General features: G+C 39.1%; 14 protein-coding genes, 2 pseudogenes and 1 CRISPR repeat array. Of the genes and pseudogenes, 5 read left to right on the top strand and 11 right to left on the bottom strand.

Translation table 11 applies throughout. From position 1 onward, the window contains the following. Window positions 1–10: 10 nt before the first annotated feature. The 5 genes from GRQ40_RS02370 to GRQ40_RS02350 all read right to left on the bottom strand — a co-directional run bounded on the left by GRQ40_RS02370 (window position 11) and on the right by GRQ40_RS02350 (window position 6,162). Window positions 11–1,126 carry a nitric oxide synthase oxygenase gene (locus GRQ40_RS02370; RefSeq protein WP_275191811.1) on the bottom strand — a complete coding sequence of 372 codons (1,116 nt, stop codon included), beginning with the start codon at window positions 1,124–1,126 and terminating at the stop codon, window positions 11–13. Between the two features lie 62 nt (window positions 1,127–1,188). Continuing rightward, on the bottom strand, window positions 1,189–2,601 hold the full coding sequence (locus tag GRQ40_RS02365; RefSeq protein ID WP_159719294.1) for an amino acid permease: 1,413 nt from the start codon (window positions 2,599–2,601) through the stop codon (window positions 1,189–1,191). Window positions 2,602–3,252: 651 nt separating this feature from the next. Next, a complete protein-coding gene (locus GRQ40_RS02360) occupies window positions 3,253–4,458 on the bottom strand; it encodes a S1C family serine protease (RefSeq protein WP_159719293.1) in 1,206 nt (401 codons plus the stop codon). A 502-nt stretch (window positions 4,459–4,960) separates the two neighbouring features. Further along, a complete protein-coding gene (locus tag GRQ40_RS02355) occupies window positions 4,961–5,656 on the bottom strand; it encodes an FtsB/FtsL family cell division protein (RefSeq protein WP_080859645.1) in 696 nt (231 codons plus the stop codon). Window positions 5,657–5,910: 254 nt separating this feature from the next. Further along, on the bottom strand, window positions 5,911–6,162 hold the full coding sequence (locus GRQ40_RS02350; protein WP_159719292.1) for a hypothetical protein: 252 nt from the start codon (window positions 6,160–6,162) through the stop codon (window positions 5,911–5,913). A gap of 362 nt (window positions 6,163–6,524) precedes the next feature. On the opposite strand from GRQ40_RS02350, the gene GRQ40_RS02345 reads away from it, so the two are divergent. Both GRQ40_RS02345 and GRQ40_RS02340 read left to right on the top strand, forming a co-directional pair. Then, entirely contained in the window at window positions 6,525–6,893 is a 369-nt protein-coding gene (locus GRQ40_RS02345) for a VOC family protein (RefSeq protein ID WP_159719291.1), read from the top strand. Window positions 6,894–6,980: 87 nt separating this feature from the next. Continuing rightward, window positions 6,981–7,862 (top strand): annotated as a pseudogene (locus tag GRQ40_RS02340) (acetyl-CoA hydrolase/transferase C-terminal domain-containing protein); the annotation flags it as partial. A 417-nt stretch (window positions 7,863–8,279) separates the two neighbouring features. Here GRQ40_RS02340 and GRQ40_RS02335 read toward each other — a convergent pair. The 4 genes from GRQ40_RS02335 to GRQ40_RS02320 form a co-directional block, all read right to left on the bottom strand. After that, window positions 8,280–8,729 carry a hypothetical protein gene (locus tag GRQ40_RS02335; protein ID WP_044743898.1) on the bottom strand — a complete coding sequence of 150 codons (450 nt, stop codon included), beginning with the start codon at window positions 8,727–8,729 and terminating at the stop codon, window positions 8,280–8,282. Then, window positions 8,726–9,334, bottom strand: a complete 609-nt coding sequence (locus GRQ40_RS02330; RefSeq protein WP_159719290.1) for an ATP-binding cassette domain-containing protein — start codon at window positions 9,332–9,334, stop codon at window positions 8,726–8,728. Before GRQ40_RS02330 ends, GRQ40_RS02335 begins: the two co-directional genes overlap by 4 nt. After that, complete coding sequence (locus GRQ40_RS02325) at window positions 9,331–11,304, bottom strand: hypothetical protein (protein WP_159719289.1); 1,974 nt, start codon at window positions 11,302–11,304, stop codon at window positions 9,331–9,333. Before GRQ40_RS02325 ends, GRQ40_RS02330 begins: the two co-directional genes overlap by 4 nt. Window positions 11,305–11,926: 622 nt before the next feature. Next, window positions 11,927–12,262 carry a mediterrocin family bacteriocin gene (locus tag GRQ40_RS02320; protein ID WP_066146588.1) on the bottom strand — a complete coding sequence of 112 codons (336 nt, stop codon included), beginning with the start codon at window positions 12,260–12,262 and terminating at the stop codon, window positions 11,927–11,929. Between the two features lie 245 nt (window positions 12,263–12,507). Here GRQ40_RS02320 and GRQ40_RS18905 point away from each other — a divergent pair. The 3 genes and pseudogenes from GRQ40_RS18905 to GRQ40_RS02305 form a co-directional block, all read left to right on the top strand. Further along, window positions 12,508–12,814: pseudogene (locus GRQ40_RS18905) on the top strand (transposase); the annotation flags it as partial. Between the two features lie 24 nt (window positions 12,815–12,838). Beyond that, window positions 12,839–15,465: a CRISPR direct-repeat array (repeat unit 30 nt; unit sequence GTTTCAATCCCTCATAGTTAAGATAAAAAC). A gap of 474 nt (window positions 15,466–15,939) precedes the next feature. Then, complete coding sequence (locus GRQ40_RS02310; RefSeq protein WP_080859886.1) at window positions 15,940–16,536, top strand: TetR/AcrR family transcriptional regulator; 597 nt, start codon at window positions 15,940–15,942, stop codon at window positions 16,534–16,536. A gap of 9 nt (window positions 16,537–16,545) precedes the next feature. Next, window positions 16,546–17,007: a DUF2269 family protein gene (locus GRQ40_RS02305; protein ID WP_080859884.1), complete on the top strand. Its 462-nt coding sequence runs from the start codon at window positions 16,546–16,548 to the stop codon at window positions 17,005–17,007. A 261-nt stretch (window positions 17,008–17,268) separates the two neighbouring features. Here GRQ40_RS02305 and GRQ40_RS02300 read toward each other — a convergent pair whose 3' ends face one another. Together GRQ40_RS02300 and GRQ40_RS02295 are read right to left on the bottom strand one after the other, a co-directional pair. Further along, window positions 17,269–19,002: a M56 family metallopeptidase gene (locus GRQ40_RS02300; RefSeq protein WP_066151116.1), complete on the bottom strand. Its 1,734-nt coding sequence runs from the start codon at window positions 19,000–19,002 to the stop codon at window positions 17,269–17,271. 355 nt (window positions 19,003–19,357) lie between these two features. Beyond that, window positions 19,358–20,038, bottom strand: coding sequence for an ATP-binding cassette domain-containing protein (locus GRQ40_RS02295; RefSeq protein ID WP_066151113.1), 681 nt, complete (start codon window positions 20,036–20,038; stop codon window positions 19,358–19,360). Window positions 20,039–20,047 lie beyond the last annotated feature (9 nt).

Below are 20,047 nucleotides of genomic sequence, written 5' to 3'. Positions count from 1 at the left end.
TATTCATCGTTTATGATTCATACGGGCGGCTTTGATAAAAGAAATTCGGCAAAACGACCGTATTGTCATAGTTTTTATGAAAAATGTGCGTTGTCGCTGGTGAAACAGGAGGAATCAGCCACGTCCAATCCCCTGTGACATGGCGGCACGCTTCTCGTTCTTTCTGCTCAAACAATTTAAATTGCTGGGCGGCTGTATGGTGGTCGACCATACTGACACCCGCTTTTTTATAAGAATAAAGCACAGCCATGTTTAATTCAATTAATGCTTTATCCTTCCAAAGTGTTGCATTTGTACTCATATCAAGCCCCATGCAAGAAGCGATCTTTGGAAGCATATTGTAACGGTAATCGTCAGCCAAATTGCGCGCCCCGATTTCCGTTTCCATATACCATCCGTTAAATGGCGCAGCCATGTAGCGAATGCCGCCAATTTCCAGACACATATCAGAAATAATCGGCACCGCATACCATTTTAACTGCAGATCCCGAAACCATGAAAAGCTCGGATGTTCCAGCGGCACTTCTAACACAAGCTCTTTTGGAATTTCGAACCATTTCGGCTGTTTTCCTGAAACTTGAATAACAAGCGGCAATATATCAAAATGGGTGCGTTCCCCTTCCCAGCCGAGCTGTTGGCACGCCTTTGTCAACGTAAGCGAGGCAGAATCGCCAATGATTCCGTCCCTTGTCTCATAGCCGGCATAACGGATTAATTGATGGTTCCAAATACGAACGGCCCCATCCGGTTTAAAGACGGTAATCGTCGGCCGGATCTTTCCATTGTTTGTCGCAAACTCAATATGGTGCAATAAATGGGCAGCCACATCCTCTTCTGTTTCGGCATGCCTAGCATCGATGACCTGCAACGTCTGCCAAAACAAGCGACCGATGCAGCGATTGCTGTTGCGCCACGCCATTTTGGCTCCATGCTCCAGCTCTTCGTACGTATGGCTGTAAGTGCCCGTTTGCTCCATTTCATCGCGGATTTGCTGCAAACGCTGTCTGATTGTTTCTTCGCTTTTTCCCAATTCCTGATAGCACAACCGAATAAACTGCACTGCTTCATTCCATAACTGTTCTTGATTGCGCAACATACGTCCCTCAATTTCCTTGTGTTTTTTCATCTGTTCGTCCAAAGTCATTGTATCAAAAAATAGGGCCCATGTCCGGAGCCCTATTTCACTTTTCACATTTTCTCCATATTCATCTGAAATGATGATTGTAGCTTAGCTGTGCGGTGTTTAGCGACAAGATGATAGTAAATATAGCATGCCACCATAAATGGAATCCCGCAATAAAGCGCCAGCCGCTGATCCGGAATAAAAGCAAGGCTAATAATCACGACTACATTCAACGAAAACGCCAAAAGAGGAACAATCGGATAAAGCGGTGTCCGATATTTTAAATCAGCCACATTGCCTCCCTGCTTTAAAAATGCTCTTCTTGCTAAATAGTTTGATAGAGCGATAGAGGCCCATACGGTAACAGCGCCAAATCCGGCAATTGAAAGCAACCATACATAAACGGTATCCTCAGCAAAAATACCACATAGCAAAGATAGGCAACCAATTAACATACTTGCGATCAGTGCATTAATCGGGACGCCATTTTTGGAGAGCTTACTGAAAATCGGACTTACCATTCCTTGGCGAGACATGGACCAAAGCACACGCGAAGTAGCATAAAGGCCAGAGTTCGCTACAGATAAAACAGCCGTAATAATGACAAAATTAACAATATCCGCAGCATACGGGATTCCGATATTGTCAAATACGACCACAAACGGGCTCTCCACTAATCCTGCTTTTTCCCATGGGAACAACCCCGCCAAAACAAAAATGGCCAACACAAAGAAAAGCAAAATTCGCCAAACCGTGTTGTTGATTGCCTTTGGCACGGTTTTTTCCGGGTTTTCGCTTTCCCCAGCCGCAACACCCACAAGCTCTGTTCCTTGGAAAGAGAAGTTAACACCAATCATCGTGACCAAAATCGCGGCAAGACCGTTTGGAAATAATCCGCCATGATCTGTGAAGTTGGAAAACAGCGGAGCCGCCTGACCTCCTTTCATTTCAAGCAGGCCGAACATAGCGGCTCCACCTAATAAAATGAAGGCAATAATAGTAAGGACTTTAATGCTGGAAAACCAAAATTCGACCTCGGCAAAGCTTCTTGATGATAACGCATTAATGGAAAATAAAACAACGGCAAAAATGACGCACCAAATCCAAGAAGGGACATCTGGAAACCATCGTTTCATTAAAATGCTGACGGTTAAAAGTTCTAAACCGACCGTTACCGACCAATTCAACCAAGAAAGCCAGCCGATCACATAACCGGCAGAAGGAGATATAAACTTTGTGGCGTAGGTTTGATATGAGCCCGCATCAGGCAAAGACACGGCCAATTCCCCAAGACAAAGCATCGTTAAATACATCACAAATCCACCAAATAAATAAGCCACAATGGCTCCGCCCGGACCTGCTTCATGAATCGTATATCCCGAACCTAAAAACAAGCCTGTTCCGATCACTCCACCGAGCGCGATCATGAACAAATGCCTGCTTTTCAGTTCGCGCTTCAAACCATGTGTTGTTTGCATTTATCCATTCCCCCTTTTGAAAACACGATCATGTAAGCGCTTTATATTTTCGTGACAATAAGTATTATTCACTCCTTTCGACCATCTTAAGAATATTTTAGTTATTCTAATATTATCATTACTTAAAATGAAAACGCAAAATTTTTTTATTGGAATATTTATTTATAAAGTTATTTATTTATAAATCAATATTTTTAATATTTCGAAAAAAATTATTTAAGATTGAATATATTTTCTCTTTATCGCATTTTTATAATGTCCCTATAACTCAAAAATAGCCTGAATCGCTCTTAAATCAAGAATAAAATGCTTTTTCAATATGGGGAGATATTCCTATGTATCTTCAATATCCTCCATCCTTCCATAGAGCTTGGATGAACAAAAATAAAAGAGGAGGTTTCATCCTTTATGTGGTGGAAAAATCGTGTCATCCATACAAGTTATACCGATGCATCCAGAAGAGGGAATGTATAGTCCATTCAAAGGCGTCATTCCATTTTTTTACGGTCGGAGGCAAGTCAAAGGATTGTTCAATTTTCAACTTAATGAAAAACCCCTCTCTGTTTTGAGAAACAGAAGAGGGGTTGGTTTTTTTATGTCCATTGCGAATATTAAACTGTCGCAGTTGACCATTTTTTTGTTTCAACGCTCTTATTGCTGTTCTTGTCGCTCTTTTAGCTGAAGCAGAATCGTTTTGCTTTTTCCATCGCGTAAAATTTGCAATTGAATTTTTTCGCCAACTTTCGTTTTTGTATATAAATATTTTCGCAACTCACTTACATTATTGACTTTTGTTCCGTTAATTGCCACAATCACATCCTTCGCCTGAATTCCCGCTTCAGCGGCAGGAGAGGACGGCAACACCGCAGTAACCACCACTCCGTTTGTTTCATTTTCTGGAAGCCCTAACTGTTCAAAGCGAGTTTCTGCTGGTATCTCGCTCAAATCCCGCAAATTCACGCCCAGATACGGACGTTTCACTTTTCCGTACTCCATTAATTGTTCAATCACCGGTTGAACATATTGGCTTGGAAGCGCAAATCCAAGTCCTTCGATCCCTTCCTGGGCGATTTTTAAACTATTAATGCCTACTACCTGTCCCGCGCTGTTAATAAGCGCTCCTCCGCTATTTCCCGGATTGATCGCCGCATCCGTTTGGATAACATTCAGCTCCCATTCCCCTTCTGATGTCGAAACAGAAATGGTTCGTTTTCCGCTGACAATTCCTTCAGTGACCGTTCTTGATAAATCCAAGCCAAGCGGGTTCCCAATCGCCGCCACCTGCTCTCCGACACGAAGCGTCGAAGAATCACCGAAACTAGCGACCTTCTTAACGTTCTTTCCATTAATTTTTAATACCGCCAAATCGCTTAATGGGTCTGTCCCGACAATTGTCGCCTTCACCCTTTCTCCGCTTGGAAGCGATACTTCCACTTTGTTTGCTCCTTCAACCACATGATTATTGGTCACAATATAGGCGACATCTCCAGCTTTTTTAAAAATAACGCCAGAACCTGTTCCTGTATCTTGTTCTGCAGAAGCACCCGAGAAAATATCCGCTTGCTGCTGAATGTTGATGACTCCGACAACCGCATCCGCTACATTTTCAATCGCCTGCACCATATTGCTATTCGACGTGCTTGCGGTTGGCTCCAGCGGCAAAGCGCTGGATTTTACCGCTTCTTGCTGCGACGTTGTTTCTTTCTTTTCTGCATGCTGCTGAATCCCGAGTGTCGGGGCCATATAGAGCGTCACGCCGCTTCCGATCACCGCTCCAATAATCGAAGCAGCCAGAAAAGGAAAAAAGCTTCTTTTTTTCTCCGAGCGGCCCGCATATTCATATTCCGTCATATTCATGCTATCACTCCCCTTCTATTACTGTTATTTCCCGTTTTCTGACTTTATAATAAAAAAGAAAGGTGAAAATATGGTGAAAACATCAGGATTTTTACATCATTTTGAACAGTATTGGCCAAACAACTTAGCATACTGATTAGGGGATATAAAGGAAATATGATTGCCTCTGAATTCAATGATGATGAACTGGCGGATTCGAAAGTAAAAAAATAATCATTTACTATGCGCAGCGGGATCTTAATTTTATAAAAAATCATTGTTGGCGGCGCAGCAAAGATTTGGGAAGCGCGATTCTTGACAAACCTTCTAGCCAAGCGTATCTTATCGTGACGCCACAACATATTCACCCACAAACAAAAATCCCGCTTTCCACAACACCCTAGTTGAAAGCGGGATTCGTCCCTTTTCAAGAGAACAGGCCTATAAAACGAAGAGAACGAAAAACAATGAACCTTACTCGCCCACACTCCATTGAAAGACGGAAGACTTCTCGATGGTGAGGTTAAGCGGTCCATTGGTCGTGCACGATTCCGACTAAACACCACACTCCACTTCGCTGTTCAAATACTAAGCGCAAACTGCGCCAGTCCATTCCATCATATTGCTGATCAAATCCAGTAAAATGAAACTCGACAAAGGCGCTGTTCGGATATGCCTCTTGAATATTTTGCAGCGTATTTCCTTTACCGACAATCACATTGTTGCCAATCAACTGCGGATTGGCAAAATCAACATCATATACAAAGCGGTCAAAATATTGGCCAAAGGTCATTTTAATCGGCTCTCCCGACCCGTCAAACTCACCGAATTGGTACGTTTGGCCACTTTCCATTAAAGATGGCAGCTGTTTTGGCGTAAAAACTAAATCTGTCTTCACGTTCACATGGCCATACGGACTGAATCGAACCCCTTTCTCTGAATCCACATATAAAGATAGCTGCTCCATATTCTTTTCTTTTAACGCCTGAGCAACTGCCAACGCGATCTGCAACAAATTTCCTTCCACTCGATCATCAGAAGCAGCCGCTTTTTCGGTTAATTTCTCATTTTGTTGCTTCAGATCGTCGATTGCTTGCGTTTGTTTTTGAATTTGCTGCTTTAAATCGCGAATTTGCCCTTCATAGTCGGTATGGCTGCTTGTGCATCCAGAAAAGAGAAAGGCCAACGCGGCCGTTAAAAGCATGGTGATCCGCTTCATTTGGATCCCCCCTTTCATTGAATGTGCCAAACGAAACGGACAGCATAACACTTCGCGGACAATCAACAAGCAAGGAGATCGCGCCTAATATTCTTGATGATGTGCTAATGATATCCCCTTATGCTAAAGATACCAGTCAATCGCAAAAATAGCACTGTTTTTTTTACAATGATGTTGATAAAAAAATACCGCTTTCACTTTACGCAAAAGACGGTAAGCAGTCATGTTCTCCAAGCAAAGGTTGTCTCCCAGATTCACTTTTTCATCCGTCCCATTCTTGCGACCAGCCATTTTGTACACCAAGCAGCAATCCCGCATGAAATGAGACTAACCGCCATCGAGAAAAGCGGATTGGGACCGACCAGTTCAACGTGAGACGGCAGTGTAGCGGCTTTCTCCCACGATATTTTAGGAGTATATAATAGCGTCAAAAAAAGTCCTGAAACCAGCTGCAGCATGGTAAATACAGCGATAAAGACAACGGAAAATATAAGGTATTTTTGCACATCCATCCCCCTTCTACGCTAAATGCAACCCTCTTTGAGAACATTGATGGCTGGAGACAAGTTCGTGAGCGTGCCGTTGTTACATATTTGCGTGACAAAAGCGCGGACGGCGCCATTTTTATCTTCCTCTATAGATCTACAACCTATCCACGCAAATAGGCTGTGATCTCTATACAGGTTATTACGGAAAAAATAAAGGAAAAGTTTCCAAAAAACTGAAATTTACTAGATGTTCTAATGTATATGTGCCAATCAGCGATCAAGGATTCAGTCAAGTATATTTGGATGAAAATGTTTTTTTGAATATTCATATTTTATTAATTATAATAAGTTTGAAACTGATCATGGAAGGGATGAGAAATATGCAGTTCACTTTTTTGGAAATTGACCATGTTCAAGTGGCCGCTCCAAAAGGCTGTGAAGAAAAAGCGCGTGAATTTTACGGGGAGCTTTTAGGAATGCAGGAAATTCCCAAACCAAAAAACTTGCAAAAGCGCGGCGGAGTCTGGTTTCAATGCGGAAATCATCAGCTGCATATTGGGGTGCAAGAAACTTTTCAGCCAGCTGTAAAAGCACATCCTGCCTTTCATGTCAAAAATCTCGCCAAACTGCGCGAACACTTAATGGCCAAGGGAATTGAAATCAAGGAGGAGGAGCCGCTAGAAGGAGCCGATCGTTTTTATGTCAGTGATCCGTTTGGCAACAGACTTGAATTTTTAGAATGGTTCTAAGCATGAAACAGCCGCCTGAGCCTTTGTTCATTCGTTCTGAACCACCGTATTCCATCAAGATTGTTGATACATCCACAGGCTAAAGTAGGAATCGTTTTCACCAACCAACCGGATTCACCATCTACCATCGTTCCTCCAGACGCAGAAACAGCGGCGATGGCGAATCATTTCATCCGTTTTCTTCGAAAAGAAGTAGCCGCAGGCCGACTGAATGAACATTTAGCTCCTTTGCAGGCAGGCATTGGTTCGATTGCCAACGCGGTTCTATACGGTTTGTTAGATTCTGAATTTCCCAATTTGAAAGTTTATTCAGAAGTGCTTCAGGACGCTATGTTTGATCTGATCGATGCGGGAAAAGTCCGGTTTGCTTCCGGCTGTTCCATTACTCTATCACAAGCCAAAATGAAACAAGTATATTCCAATATGGATGCTTACCGAGACAAGTTGATCCTTCGTCCCCAAGAAATTTCCAACCACCCAGAAATCATTCGCCGTCTCGGACTCATTTCCATTAATACCGCCTTGGAAGCAGACATATACGGAAATATTAATTCGACCCACGTCCGCGGCACCAATATGATGAACGGCATCGGCGGTTCAGGCGATTTCGCTCGCAATGCCCGACTAACGATCTTCGTAACAAAATCCATTGCCAAAAACGGAGCCATTTCAAGCATCGTTCCATTCGTATCACACGTGGATCATACCGAACACGACGCGGATGTTCTTATCACAGAATATGGCTATGCTGATCTTCGCGGATTGGCGCCAATCGAACGCGCACCTCTGATTATTGAAAACTGCGCACATCCAAGTTACCGGCCGCATTTGCGTGAATACTTCCAGGAAGCGCTTAAACGTGGAGGCCAAACACCTCATGTCCTTGAAAAAGCACTCTCATGGCATGTCCATTATGAAAAATACGGGGACATGCTGGAAGCAAAACGGCCATTGCAGACGCAAAGCTAAAATACAAAGAGGGGACATCCTTGCAAGGCGTCCCCAGCTCACTTTGTCCCTCATCTGATTCCCCTGCATCGCATGCTCCCGCCTGTTTTCCTCTCAAGTACTTGTTTGCAACCCTTTCAATATAGCTAACACAAAAGCAACAAAAGCGTTAGATCTTACTCGCTGATTTTAAGCTTTTATTCCACATAGTGAAGATAAAAACCCAAAAACCATGATAAAATCAGCAGTTGGAAAATGGATACAATTTTATTATAAACTTATCTTAAAATTCGAGCCATTGTTAAGTAACCAAAAAGTTGTATACTGAAAAATAAGCTCCGAATAATCCCCTTCTGAAAACAGATAGGGTTTATTTGGAGCTTACCATCTTGAGTAATGGGTATACGTTGTATATACCCTGACGAAATGATTGGTATACTATTCTTTCAACTCCCACATTTCATTGGCTTTAGAAAATAATTCTTCTAATTCAACTTTATATTCTTCAACTTTTTGGGCAGCAACCGTATCGTCCTTATTAATTGGTTCCATATTTTCATCAACGTAGATTTCATATGCTACCCCATCCTTCTGTAGTCTGAAACCGTACTCATATCCACCAAATATTAGTGGCCATATAATTAAAGTTTCTCCTTTTTCATTATTAGCAACTACTAAATTTCCTGTGAAACGTAAATAATTTGGTTTTTTAACACTATAGATATAACCATCCTCTTTTTTAATAAAATGTAACCCCCATTCATTTTTGGGGATGTCTTTTACAAAGTTATTATACTTGATAGTTGTTATTAAAAACCAGCTTAAATTCCAAATAACAAATATTAATGTAATCAGTAGGAGGATTTTTTTTCCGGTTAATTTCGTCATAAATTTACCACCCTATTGCCTCCCTTTTTAATTTCTTCGTCGTGTGTCACAAGTATAATCGTTTTGCCCTGCTCATTAAATTGATTTAAAATGTCGAGTACAGCCTCGGCATTTTTCTTATCAAGAGAACCTGTTGGTTCATCAGCCAATATAATATCACACTTCTTCAGCATCAATCGAGCCAAGGCTACTCGTTGCTGCTCTCCCCCGGATAAAGTATATACCTTTTTATTTATCTTCTCTTCTAGACCAACCTTCCTCAAAACTTCTTCTATAGATAAATCCGTCCGGCAATCTTTACGAATCATCTTCAAATTTTCTTTAACAGTCTTATTATCAACTAACGCGAAATTTTGAAACAAAAAACCGATTTTCGTTCTAAAATAATGCAAATGGTTTCGTTTGTTTTTAATGTCAATCCCGTCAACAATAATGTCACCATGGTCGATTTTTTCTATAGCGCCAATCATGTTAAGCAAAGTCGTTTTGCCACAGCCGCTCGATCCAGAAATTATGACAAACTCTCCATCTTCAATCTTTAAATTAAAATTTGAAAATACGATTTTTTCGTCAAATTTTTTCGTTAAATTCCTTATTTCAATCATATATTTCCTCCTTTCAATATTTTGGAAATTTTAGCATTCTCAATTTTCCATATATAAAACACAATCACTAATAGCTCCAATACAATGATAACAACCCCTCCGACTACTAAATAATAGACATCGCTTAGTCCGAGTGCATACGCTACCCACACTGCTGAGATAATACTTAGTAAGGTAGTGACTGCTGTCATCAACACAATTTTTCTGTTTTTTTCGAATATGCTGTGCCCTAATACCTTCTTGATCGAAAGCTCAATTGCATTCACTTCATACTCCAATTTAATAATAGAACTAATGATGATCCATTCTAATAACAATACCAGCAAACTAAAGATAGAATTCATATACAACACTCTCTTGGCCATAACCCACTTATTTTTATAGTTTTCAAAAACGTTCGTTTTCGCCACAATCTGTCCCTTTAAATCATGCGCTTCAACAAATCGATTAAATTCCTGCTCTGATGGTATTTTATACATTATCTCATGTACATAAGTGATAGGGGATTGATTTTCTATCGGAAATTCAAGTGCGTCTGCCGCACGATTATCATAAATAATAATCGGATCTTTCACTAATTTACTTCCATATGTATAATTTTCATCAATAGAGATAATCTCTTTATTACCAGTGTAATAAATGAGATCGTAATCATCTGTAAATTGATCGCCTATATAAAATAAGATTGCACTATTTATTTCGTCAATAATCCTCGCATCTCCCTTCCATTTTTTAGGTAACAACACATAAATCTCCTTAGTTAAAGGCTGATTCCGCAACTCCTTAATTTCGCCTGACAAATAATCAAGCGCATTTTTATTAGCTAAAATGCCTTGCCCGTTGAACAATCCCGAAGTGCTCGCCAATAAAGTGGCATTATATTTATCAAAAAATTCCTTGTAAAATGTTACTTGCACCATCGTACTTTCATTTCCTCCAACATCAAAAGCACCATCACTATTTTCAACTGGTTTATACTCTAATCGAGTGTAATAATAATCCGCATAGTCTTTAAAAAAAGATTTCTGCTTATAAAGACGATATGATTCAGAAATTAACATGATATTGCTTGAGAGAACGAAAATTGTAATCACTGCTGTTACGAGCTTTAAGCCATAATTCAGAGAAAGAAGCTTTTTAGAGCCTTTGACATTCGAAAAAACTTCTTTCACATTGAAAAAATACAAATTGACGTACAGAAATGCGTTCAGTAAAAGCAAAAGTGAAAAGAAAATCAAAGAAATGTCAAGCCTAAAAAATACGTACGTATACTTGGATAGCACATAGACAACGATGACAAATAGCGAGATCAATACGAACGAATCTAATACAATATTACGCCAAACAATCTTACTGATTCTTTCTCCCAGCGAAATCCGAATCAGATTTTCTTTCTTTTGCAAAATTACATCATAATAGGAAAGCAATAAAATAATACTAGTAATCAGCAGCCAAATCGACATGATTGTATTTCTTGATTCCTTGCTGACATAGCCATCTTTAGGATGATTGCCTGCGTACTTATTAATCAAATCCATTTTAAATTCATAAACCTGCTTGTCACGTCCAATGACGTAAAAGTCGTGTACATTTTCCATTGTCGGTATGTCTTCCAGCTGATGAAAGGTAAAACGGAGGCTTCCTAAAAAAAGGCTCATATATTCCCGTTCTGATAGCTGTACCTGTTCGTTGAGATGTCTTTCCACACCTGATGTTCCATAAATATCAAACTCCGTCAGAAAGGTACTGCGGGGGGATCGGATGAAAGTAAAGACGTCCACTTTATGACGCTCTGCTGAACGAAGGATATCCTGAACCATTTCTTCATCAGTTGTGTCCGACTGCAAATACATAGTAGTATGGTCAAATCTTGTATAAAAATTATCTAAATAAAAGATATGGCTTTCTCCGATAATAAGCATGCCAACAAATATGATACAAAAACTAATAATATACTTAATGGCTTTCAAATAAACCCCTCCGCCACTTTTAATGATTGTCACTCAATATATTTTCTTCATAGACTTTCATGTGTATATTTGGTAATTTAAAAAAATTTCCTGAATTCATTTCCTTTATGATTAAAACTTAAGAAAATAAGAAACAATTCTTCCATAGAACATTTTCATTTGAAGCAAAAATAATACCTATATTTAGAATTACTTTACCATGAACCTCTAATATTAACTCTCAAGATCACCTATGAAAATGTGTTCTGTTGTTTATAGATTGAGATATAAGGCTATGTATATACTATACTCCATCATTTTCGTGCTGGGTGTTCATATAAAATAATGTTTCCAGAAAGAAATTCCTCAGTGTATTTAAGTAATATGTCAAGATAGTTAATCAATCTTTGAAATATACAGTTACGGCGGCTTCATATCATAGTTTTTTATTTTTTCCACGATTTAATTATGATCTGAAGCCGCCTCTTTTGTGTTATATTTCTTTTATTTCGATCGGATCCTTGCAAACATGATTGAAAATTTTAAAGCAACAAATAAGTAAATAGTTTATGGATTTTATACGCTTGCTATGCTTGAGCCAGTTGAACAATAGGATTCAACTAGTACCATGGACATTGTTAATTTAATAAGTTATTGAATAATAAACGGTTGAACCACTATGTGTAACCTCTATACCAGCCCAATTACCAGCGCTGTCCTGATCAGAGAAAGTGCCGTTAGCATTTCTTACTTTTGCGATATGACTTGTTGTACTATGTTTTGTATGGGTAAAATCCTCATTTATAAAGTCAGTGTTAAAACCATATTCAATTACCCAATTCGTACCACTATTGTATGCTGTCCAAGATTTGTCAAAGTTTCTCCCTTTGCTTGAATATTCATACGTTGCAGCAAATGCAGATGTCGATGAAGCTAATAGACCTAAAGCTAAAGAAGCAGAAATTAATGATTTTTTCATATGATAACCCTAAAATATTGAAAAATTGTTAATATATTACCTATGAATATTTTATCATAATATACATTTTTTTCAATATATTTTTATCTATTATATTTTTTTAATCATTCATTTAACATTATCTTTCTTAACTAATGAACGTGTTGCAAAGCGCATAACAAATGCATAAATGCACATAAAAAATCCACCACCTTGGAAATCATATACAGTGACAAAAACTAACTCTCCAAGGGGTGGACACGATCATGATTTCCAATTGGAACAGCGAACATGCATGGTCTTATGAAATCAATCCACTTTTAGCCTCCTTATTTCGATATATTGACTCTCTGTCGTTGCCAGAAACACCGTACGTGACAGGAAGATCGCCAGTGTCGAAAAAAATCGTTGTTGAAATGTTTCTTTTTGAAAACCTATTTTGCTATTAATTCCTTGAGAAAATTTGTACGCATCCTGCAACGTTTTCGCTGTTTTCAACGGGCCTGTGGGCTTGGCGAAGTCCCTTATCTGTCTATGTTTTCGCGTGCGGTGAGATGGTTTCAGAAACGCGGTGGAGATCATGAAAAATGCAAAGTTGTTTTAACCCCTTATAGTTAAGATAAAAACACTTCTGTTTATTTACCGACATTTGGGGAAGGAGCGGTTTCAATCCCTCATAGTTAAGATAAAAACGGCGACTTTGAAAAAAATCCGATCATAGCAAGTGTGTTTCAATCCCTCATAGTTAAGATAAAAACCGTATCCGTAATATTGCATCAAATCTTCGGTTCCTTGTTTCAATCCCTCATAGTTAAGATAAAAACCACCATAGACGATATAAACGTTAGTCCCTTTCGATGAGTTTCAATCCCTCATAGTTAAGATAAAAACCTTTGAGATAATTTGCAATGAGGTTGGTATCAATGGCGTTTCAATCCCTCATAGTTAAGATAAAAACTGATTTCTATGGTTACTTTTATCTTTCAACTATATTGCGGTTTCAATCCCTCATAGTTAAGATAAAAACTCGTTCACGAACATTGGCACCCATAAAAACACCTTGTTTCAATCCCTCATAGTTAAGATAAAAACATTGAAAAATCTATGATTTTTGTGTAGTTTTGGAGGTTTCAATCCCTCATAGTTAAGATAAAAACGTGGGACGCTGCCGTCATAATTGTCTATCGTTTTTTCAGTTTCAATCCCTCATAGTTAAGATAAAAACGTAAATGGACAGAAAGTTTTATCTTTTAGAGTGAAGTTTCAATCCCTCATAGTTAAGATAAAAACTGTCCTATGTACTCGATTTCTTTTGTTACAGTTGTAAGTTTCAATCCCTCATAGTTAAGATAAAAACAAACAGGCATTTTTTCTCGTCTGTGTACTTTGTTTCAGTTTCAATCCCTCATAGTTAAGATAAAAACAGAGAACACTATCATTATCGAACAATATCCAGTATTGTTTCAATCCCTCATAGTTAAGATAAAAACAGTAAAAAGACACGAGCAATCATTCGGCGTCTACTAGTTTCAATCCCTCATAGTTAAGATAAAAACGCGTTGAATACAGCCCCAGAATGAACGAACACACCGGTTTCAATCCCTCATAGTTAAGATAAAAACTTAGTTTAGGCGTAGATTTTGAATAGAAGGATTGAATGTTTCAATCCCTCATAGTTAAGATAAAAACTCACCCTAGTAAATATTCCTTGTACGGGAATATTTTAGTTTCAATCCCTCATAGTTAAGATAAAAACCGCATGCCAAACGATACACCATCGACATCCCCTCGTTGTTTCAATCCCTCATAGTTAAGATAAAAACTGTAGCGGCGACCTCTCCAGCATGATACCAGGCCGGAGTTTCAATCCCTCATAGTTAAGATAAAAACAAAAGCCTGCTGGCGCCGCTTCCGTGATATTCCCGTGTTTCAATCCCTCATAGTTAAGATAAAAACTATTTCGCATTCATTTGAATTCTCTGACGAAGACATAGTTTCAATCCCTCATAGTTAAGATAAAAACACTGATGAACGACTCGACACAAATGTGTGTGGACTCGGTTTCAATCCCTCATAGTTAAGATAAAAACTTGGGCAAGAAGTGTTGTATTTGCAGGGTCAAATTGTTTCAATCCCTCATAGTTAAGATAAAAACAACACAGCATAGTTCGCACGTTTCTTGCCTCGGTCGTGTTTCAATCCCTCATAGTTAAGATAAAAACTTGGTGTGACCGTGTTCTTGGTGGTGAATGATGGTGAAGTTTCAATCCCTCATAGTTAAGATAAAAACGCCTGTGTCGAGAATGACGTTCCCCGTTGCTTTGTCGGTTTCAATCCCTCATAGTTAAGATAAAAACGTATATGGAGACGCCGATTTAATTGCAGAGAACATGTTTCAATCCCTCATAGTTAAGATAAAAACATTGATATTGGTACACAAACTATTGCTATTTCAAGGTTTCAATCCCTCATAGTTAAGATAAAAACAAAAACTCGAAAAACTCACACGAAACTACAAACCAACCAGTTTCAATCCCTCATAGTTAAGATAAAAACAAATATACAGATTTATCATGACGGAATGGGTTACATTTGTTTCAATCCCTCATAGTTAAGATAAAAACAGTGAGTGCCTGGAATAATAGAAAACGAATTGACAGGTTTCAATCCCTCATAGTTAAGATAAAAACGTTGTATGGTAAAGCTAAAAGAATATATTTTAAGCGGTTTCAATCCCTCATAGTTAAGATAAAAACTGGGCGGCCATCCCTATGTTTAGACAAGCTCTTTTTGAGTTTCAATCCCTCATAGTTAAGATAAAAACCATCCTTCAATTTTATTATATGCGATATCGCATATTTTGGTTTCAATCCCTCATAGTTAAGATAAAAACCCTTCACCTTGTACCATATACCGTCATATAATCCCCAGTTTCAATCCCTCATAGTTAAGATAAAAACGTTTCCTTCATCATCGAACAATCCTGTATACTGCAGTTTCAATCCCTCATAGTTAAGATAAAAACTAAGACACAATTTATATTATACTCATAGAGAAATGGTTTCAATCCCTCATAGTTAAGATAAAAACATAAAAAAGGCTGCTTTTCGCAGCCATTAGCAAAGCATGTTTCAATCCCTCATAGTTAAGATAAAAACATTGTTGACCGCTTGAACGAGTTCATTTCTAAAATGGTTTCAATCCCTCATAGTTAAGATAAAAACCCCAAAAAATCATGATTAAATCAACATTTGGAAAATGGATACAATTTTATTATAAACTTATCTTAAAATTCGAGCAATAGCTTCTTTTTCTGATCGCTGTAGGAATTCTGGCGGTTAGAAAATTGTCGTCGATCCCCCGGGTTTTTGACGCTACTGGAGATCGACGACAGTTGAGATATTGGATCTATGATGCGCACGTAATCACCAACTTCCTAAAAGTTGAATTTCTTTAATACGTGTTCTATCCCCGTTTTTCTGAAATAGATTCCCCCTTTCAGTTATCCCTCTCCAAAATTCTGCACTTAAGGAAACAGGCTCGAGCCTATCTCTTTTCAATCGAATCATCATCATGCCAACACGGAATCTCACAATCGATCATTTTATCTGGCCAATAAAATTTTTTATTTACAAACCGACTGTCGGTATTTATAATTAATGATAAATACTCCTATACCCTCGAAAGGAGGCACATAATTGAAGCGTGAACAAAAACGAGAGCAAACGAAGCGATTGCTATTGGATGCTGTGAAAGAATTAATTTATGAAAAAGGATGCACCAATACAACACTCCATGACATTATGGAGCGTTCCGGGTTATCTAAAGGAGCCATTTTCCATTATGTAAAAAGCAAAGACGAACTTTTCAGTTGGGTGTTGAAGGAAAGGCTCGACAAAATAAACGAGCGCTTCTTCCATCAGGCTTCGCAAAAGGCCTCATTTGAGGAACCACTCTATGAAATCACATCCCGATTGTCAGATCTGGAAAATCCGCAAGATCCCGGCAATCAAGTGCTCATGTACCTTTTAGGCAAAAGCGATCAACCTGATATAAAAAAAATACTCCAGCAATATTATGAACAAGCCATTCATATGTCCAAATCATGGATCATTGCTGGGCAAGAGGCTGGCGTTATCTCACAGTCCATTGATGCCGACAAAACAGCAGAATTATTTACGCTTATCTCATTTGGTTTGCGGATGCGCAGCGTCATTGATTCAAACGGCTATTTCTTTAATCAAGATTTTGCCGAACTAATGTCTGAAAGGCTTCAGTCAAAGGCAGAAAGGTAGGAAAAACATATGAAATCTCTGTTATTTATGCATATTGCCGGGGTTGTCCTTTTTTTAGGCAATATTATCGTGACGGCTTTCTGGAAAATGCGGGCAGATCAAACGAGACACCGTGACTTCATTCATCGGACTGCCAAAAATGTCATGCTAGCTGATTTCGTTTTCACTATTCCGGGACTGTTGCTCATTATCATATCCGGAGTTTGGATGGCTGTTCAAGCGGGATATCTCGTTTCAGGATTTAATTGGCTAACCTTGTCCTTGATATTATTTGCATTGACAGGAATACTTTGGGCCGGAGTGCTGCTCCCTTTGCAACGCAAAATGATACATCTCAGCGCTCCAACTGCCGAAAACGAATTCAACATAGAATCGTACCGCCAGGCGTCACGGCACTGGATGATATTCGGAACGCTCGCAACATTGCTCCCTGTTCTCATCTTATACCTTATGATCAGCAAAGGGGTCTGATGGTCAGAATTTAACATATCCAATGAGAAATCTCCCACCTTTAAACAGAGTTTAGGTGGGAGAAGCTCATATACGGATATACAATGAAATTTAATATGATCGTTAGCCAATGAGGACTAGCAGAAAATGTTATAGAGAAATGGTAAGCTAGCTATTTCCTGTTTTCATGATTGCCCTCTCATAAAATGGAATATTTTTTCTATTGAATGCATATCAAGATTCAAACCCTTCAATCGGAGGATTTGGAAGAAGAATGGAAGCCTATAGATTTTTCTTCCAATTGGGCAGCGATTCCTGAAAGCGGCTGTTCCACCATAATTTTATTTTCCCTATGTTCCATCCTGTTTCTGTTGTTCGAAGCGAATGAACACGCCAATACATGGGCGGATGAGACATAAACTGAAATTCCAAAAATCGAAAAAACCAAGAATCCCTTTCCAAAGAAGACAATCTTTCGTCCTTTTCCTCCGCTTCTTGCTCTTCTTCAGGAACGACGTGGTATCCGATTGCTTTTTCCGATGCTTGATCTTGATGCTCAGAGAGGATGGTCAAACTTTTGGCCATTTGAACATTCCCGCCATCCAACAGCGTTGCTCCTAAATGATCGGCCCGTACTTCCATCCACTGCGTAATCAGAGACTGGAAAGCAGGAAGCAGAAAAATTAAAATCCAAAGGACGAAAAAAACGAGGATTTGATGGTTTTTTAGCAAATTCGGATAGGTTTCATGTATAAAGAAAATACCGATGACAATCCATCCAATCAAAACAAATCGCAACAACTGTCCAGTCAAGACGTCTCGCTTTTTGACATGAATGGCCTCATGAGCCAAAATGCCTTCAATGGCTTCAAGGGGAAGCTTCAGCGTTTCCGAAGTCAGCGCCACCAGTGATCGGCCAATATTAGCGCCTGCCGCCAACCCATTATATTCGACCGATTCTGTGACATAAATAGTGACATGGGAAAGTCCAGCACGTGAAAAGACTTTCTCGATGATCGGAAGCAACTGAGGATCGCTTATTTCCTTCATATCTAAAGCCATTTTTAATACGCGATCAGAAATCCACAGATTGAATATCCAAAATAGCAAAATAACCATGGCCGTCATAAGCGGGCTGATACCCATAAAAGTGAAAAGTGTTAAGAGAGCCGCATAGGCTCCTACTCCTTTCACCGTTGCCGCAAAATACCCCTTTCCTAGAAGACGCTTCCAATTACTTTGATGATAAAAAGGTTTTACCTCGATCTCTTCTAGCTTCTTCCTTTCCTCTCTGAGGACGAAATCCATCGATTCCGATGGATCAGGGGTGAGATAGATTTTTTCGCCGGAAAAAGATAATTTCCACGTTTTCCCCACGCTGGTCGTATAGTCCGTATGAGGAGAAAACAAAGAAAAAAGCGGAAATAGTTGCAACACATCCGGCCGTGTTTGAACGCTTGCTTCTGAAAGCTCCTTTAATGGATACTTTTTCGTTTCGATAAAAGATATCGCATATAGCGCCTCTTCCTGTTCTGCGTAAAAAAAACGAAGAGAGCGAAACAGTCTTATTCTTTTCGTCAGCCCAGCCACAAGAGAGACGAAGCTGTACAAAAGTACGAGCGTGATGGGGGAATTCGGACCGAAAAGGAAATAAAGAACAGCGATGCCCATAAACAATCCCGCAAATAAGAAATCCAATAGGATACGCTCTTTATTCTTAGACAATACAATTTCTCTTGATCCTTGTTTTTTCAGTTTACCGATGATCTCTTGCGATTGGGCACCGCTTCTTTCTGGCACCGGAAAGCTAAAAAAGCTAAATAACAGTATAGAAAAAATAATCGTCGCTTCTAGAAACCCTTGTTCCAAAAACACATAGACGATCCATCCAATTCCGAATATAGCAGCGAATATACCTACATACACAGACGAACGCCATTTTTTAAAAAAATCTACCAAGAAGCTGAGAAAAAAGCCGATCACAGCGGTTAAAATTGATATAGTCAAATCCGGCATAAATCGTTCCTCCTGTCCGATTGAAAAAGCGCAAGAAAACTACCTACTATGTTTATCTTACCTGATAGAAAACAAGGTTTCCATAACAGGAAAAATTAGATAAAAGGAAGATTGCGTATTTCGCCTGAAATAAAAGGGGGAAACTTCCATGATAAAAAGATAGGATGATACACGGAACGAATCGTTCGAACCATTGATCATGGATTTACCGTCACAAGCCTTTTTCAACTCTCTCATGGCTCACTTCCCCCGTTGCAGAAAAAAATCTTTGCGGTTGCTGTATTTTCGTTTTTGTTTTGGCATATGAAAAGCACCGCCCTTGATGGACGCATCCATCAAAGGCGGCGCTGCCTTTTTACGTATGTGGCGCGAATTCGGACTTGCGGTTGTTCAAAGCACTCAAACATCCCTTGTCCATTTTATAAACCTCATCACAAAGAAGGTTGATGTCTTCTGAGTTATGGCTTGATAAGAGAATCGTCACATTTTGCGTTTTTAAATTTTTTATTAAATTTCTGATGTCTGCTACACCGTCCTCATCCAGCCCATTCATTGGCTCATCTAAAATAAGAAGGCTTGGTTTTTCCATAATCGCTTGAGCTATACCGAGTCGCTGTTTCATCCCTAAAGAATAATATTTTGTAGGTCTTTTATCTTCAGGGTCTAACCCTACGATTTCCAAAGTCCTTTTGATTTCCTCCAACGAAATTATCTGATTAATGGAAGCCAATAGTTTCAAATTTTCAAGGCCTGAATAATGAGGAAGCAGGCCGTTTTTATCTAACAACAACCCTATGTTTTTAGGGAATTTCCCTGAAGTAATTGGGTCGCCAAATATTTCAACCATGCCTGAGGTGGGTCTGATCAGTCCGGCTATAACTTTAAATAGCATGGTTTTTCCTGATCCATTCCTACCCACGATTCCGCAAATTTTCCCCCTGCTAACTTCTAAATGAATATCCTTTAAAATCTTATGGCCCTTTATCTCCTTACTAAGATTTACAATTTTCACTGCACTGTCATTATGGCTATTCATCATATCCCA

The sequence above is a fragment of the Anoxybacillus sp. PDR2 genome, assembly GCF_009834045.1.
In the GTDB taxonomy this organism is placed as follows: domain Bacteria; phylum Bacillota; class Bacilli; order Bacillales; family Anoxybacillaceae; genus Anoxybacteroides; species Anoxybacteroides rupiense.
The sequence above is the reverse complement of the archived record's forward strand: the minus strand, read 5'-3'. Positions and strand labels throughout refer to the sequence as shown.

Bases quoted from the DNA above. Each gene is read 5' to 3' on its own strand.
- GRQ40_RS02370 (WP_275191811.1), bottom strand. From the start codon at position 1,126: ATGAAAAAACACAAGGAAATTGAGGGACGTATGTTGCGCAATCAAGAA.
- GRQ40_RS02365 (WP_159719294.1), bottom strand. From the start codon at position 2,601: ATGCAAACAACACATGGTTTGAAGCGCGAACTGAAAAGCAGGCATTTG.
- GRQ40_RS02360 (WP_159719293.1), bottom strand. From the start codon at position 4,458: ATGAATATGACGGAATATGAATATGCGGGCCGCTCGGAGAAAAAAAGA.
- GRQ40_RS02355 (WP_080859645.1), bottom strand. From the start codon at position 5,656: ATGAAGCGGATCACCATGCTTTTAACGGCCGCGTTGGCCTTTCTCTTT.
- GRQ40_RS02345 (WP_159719291.1), top strand. From the start codon at position 6,525: ATGCAGTTCACTTTTTTGGAAATTGACCATGTTCAAGTGGCCGCTCCA.
- GRQ40_RS02335 (WP_044743898.1), bottom strand. From the start codon at position 8,729: ATGACGAAATTAACCGGAAAAAAAATCCTCCTACTGATTACATTAATA.
- GRQ40_RS02330 (WP_159719290.1), bottom strand. From the start codon at position 9,334: ATGATTGAAATAAGGAATTTAACGAAAAAATTTGACGAAAAAATCGTA.
- GRQ40_RS02320 (WP_066146588.1), bottom strand. From the start codon at position 12,262: ATGAAAAAATCATTAATTTCTGCTTCTTTAGCTTTAGGTCTATTAGCT.
- GRQ40_RS02305 (WP_080859884.1), top strand. From the start codon at position 16,546: ATGAAATCTCTGTTATTTATGCATATTGCCGGGGTTGTCCTTTTTTTA.
- GRQ40_RS02300 (WP_066151116.1), bottom strand. From the start codon at position 19,002: ATGCCGGATTTGACTATATCAATTTTAACCGCTGTGATCGGCTTTTTT.
- GRQ40_RS02295 (WP_066151113.1), bottom strand. From the start codon at position 20,038: ATGAATAGCCATAATGACAGTGCAGTGAAAATTGTAAATCTTAGTAAG.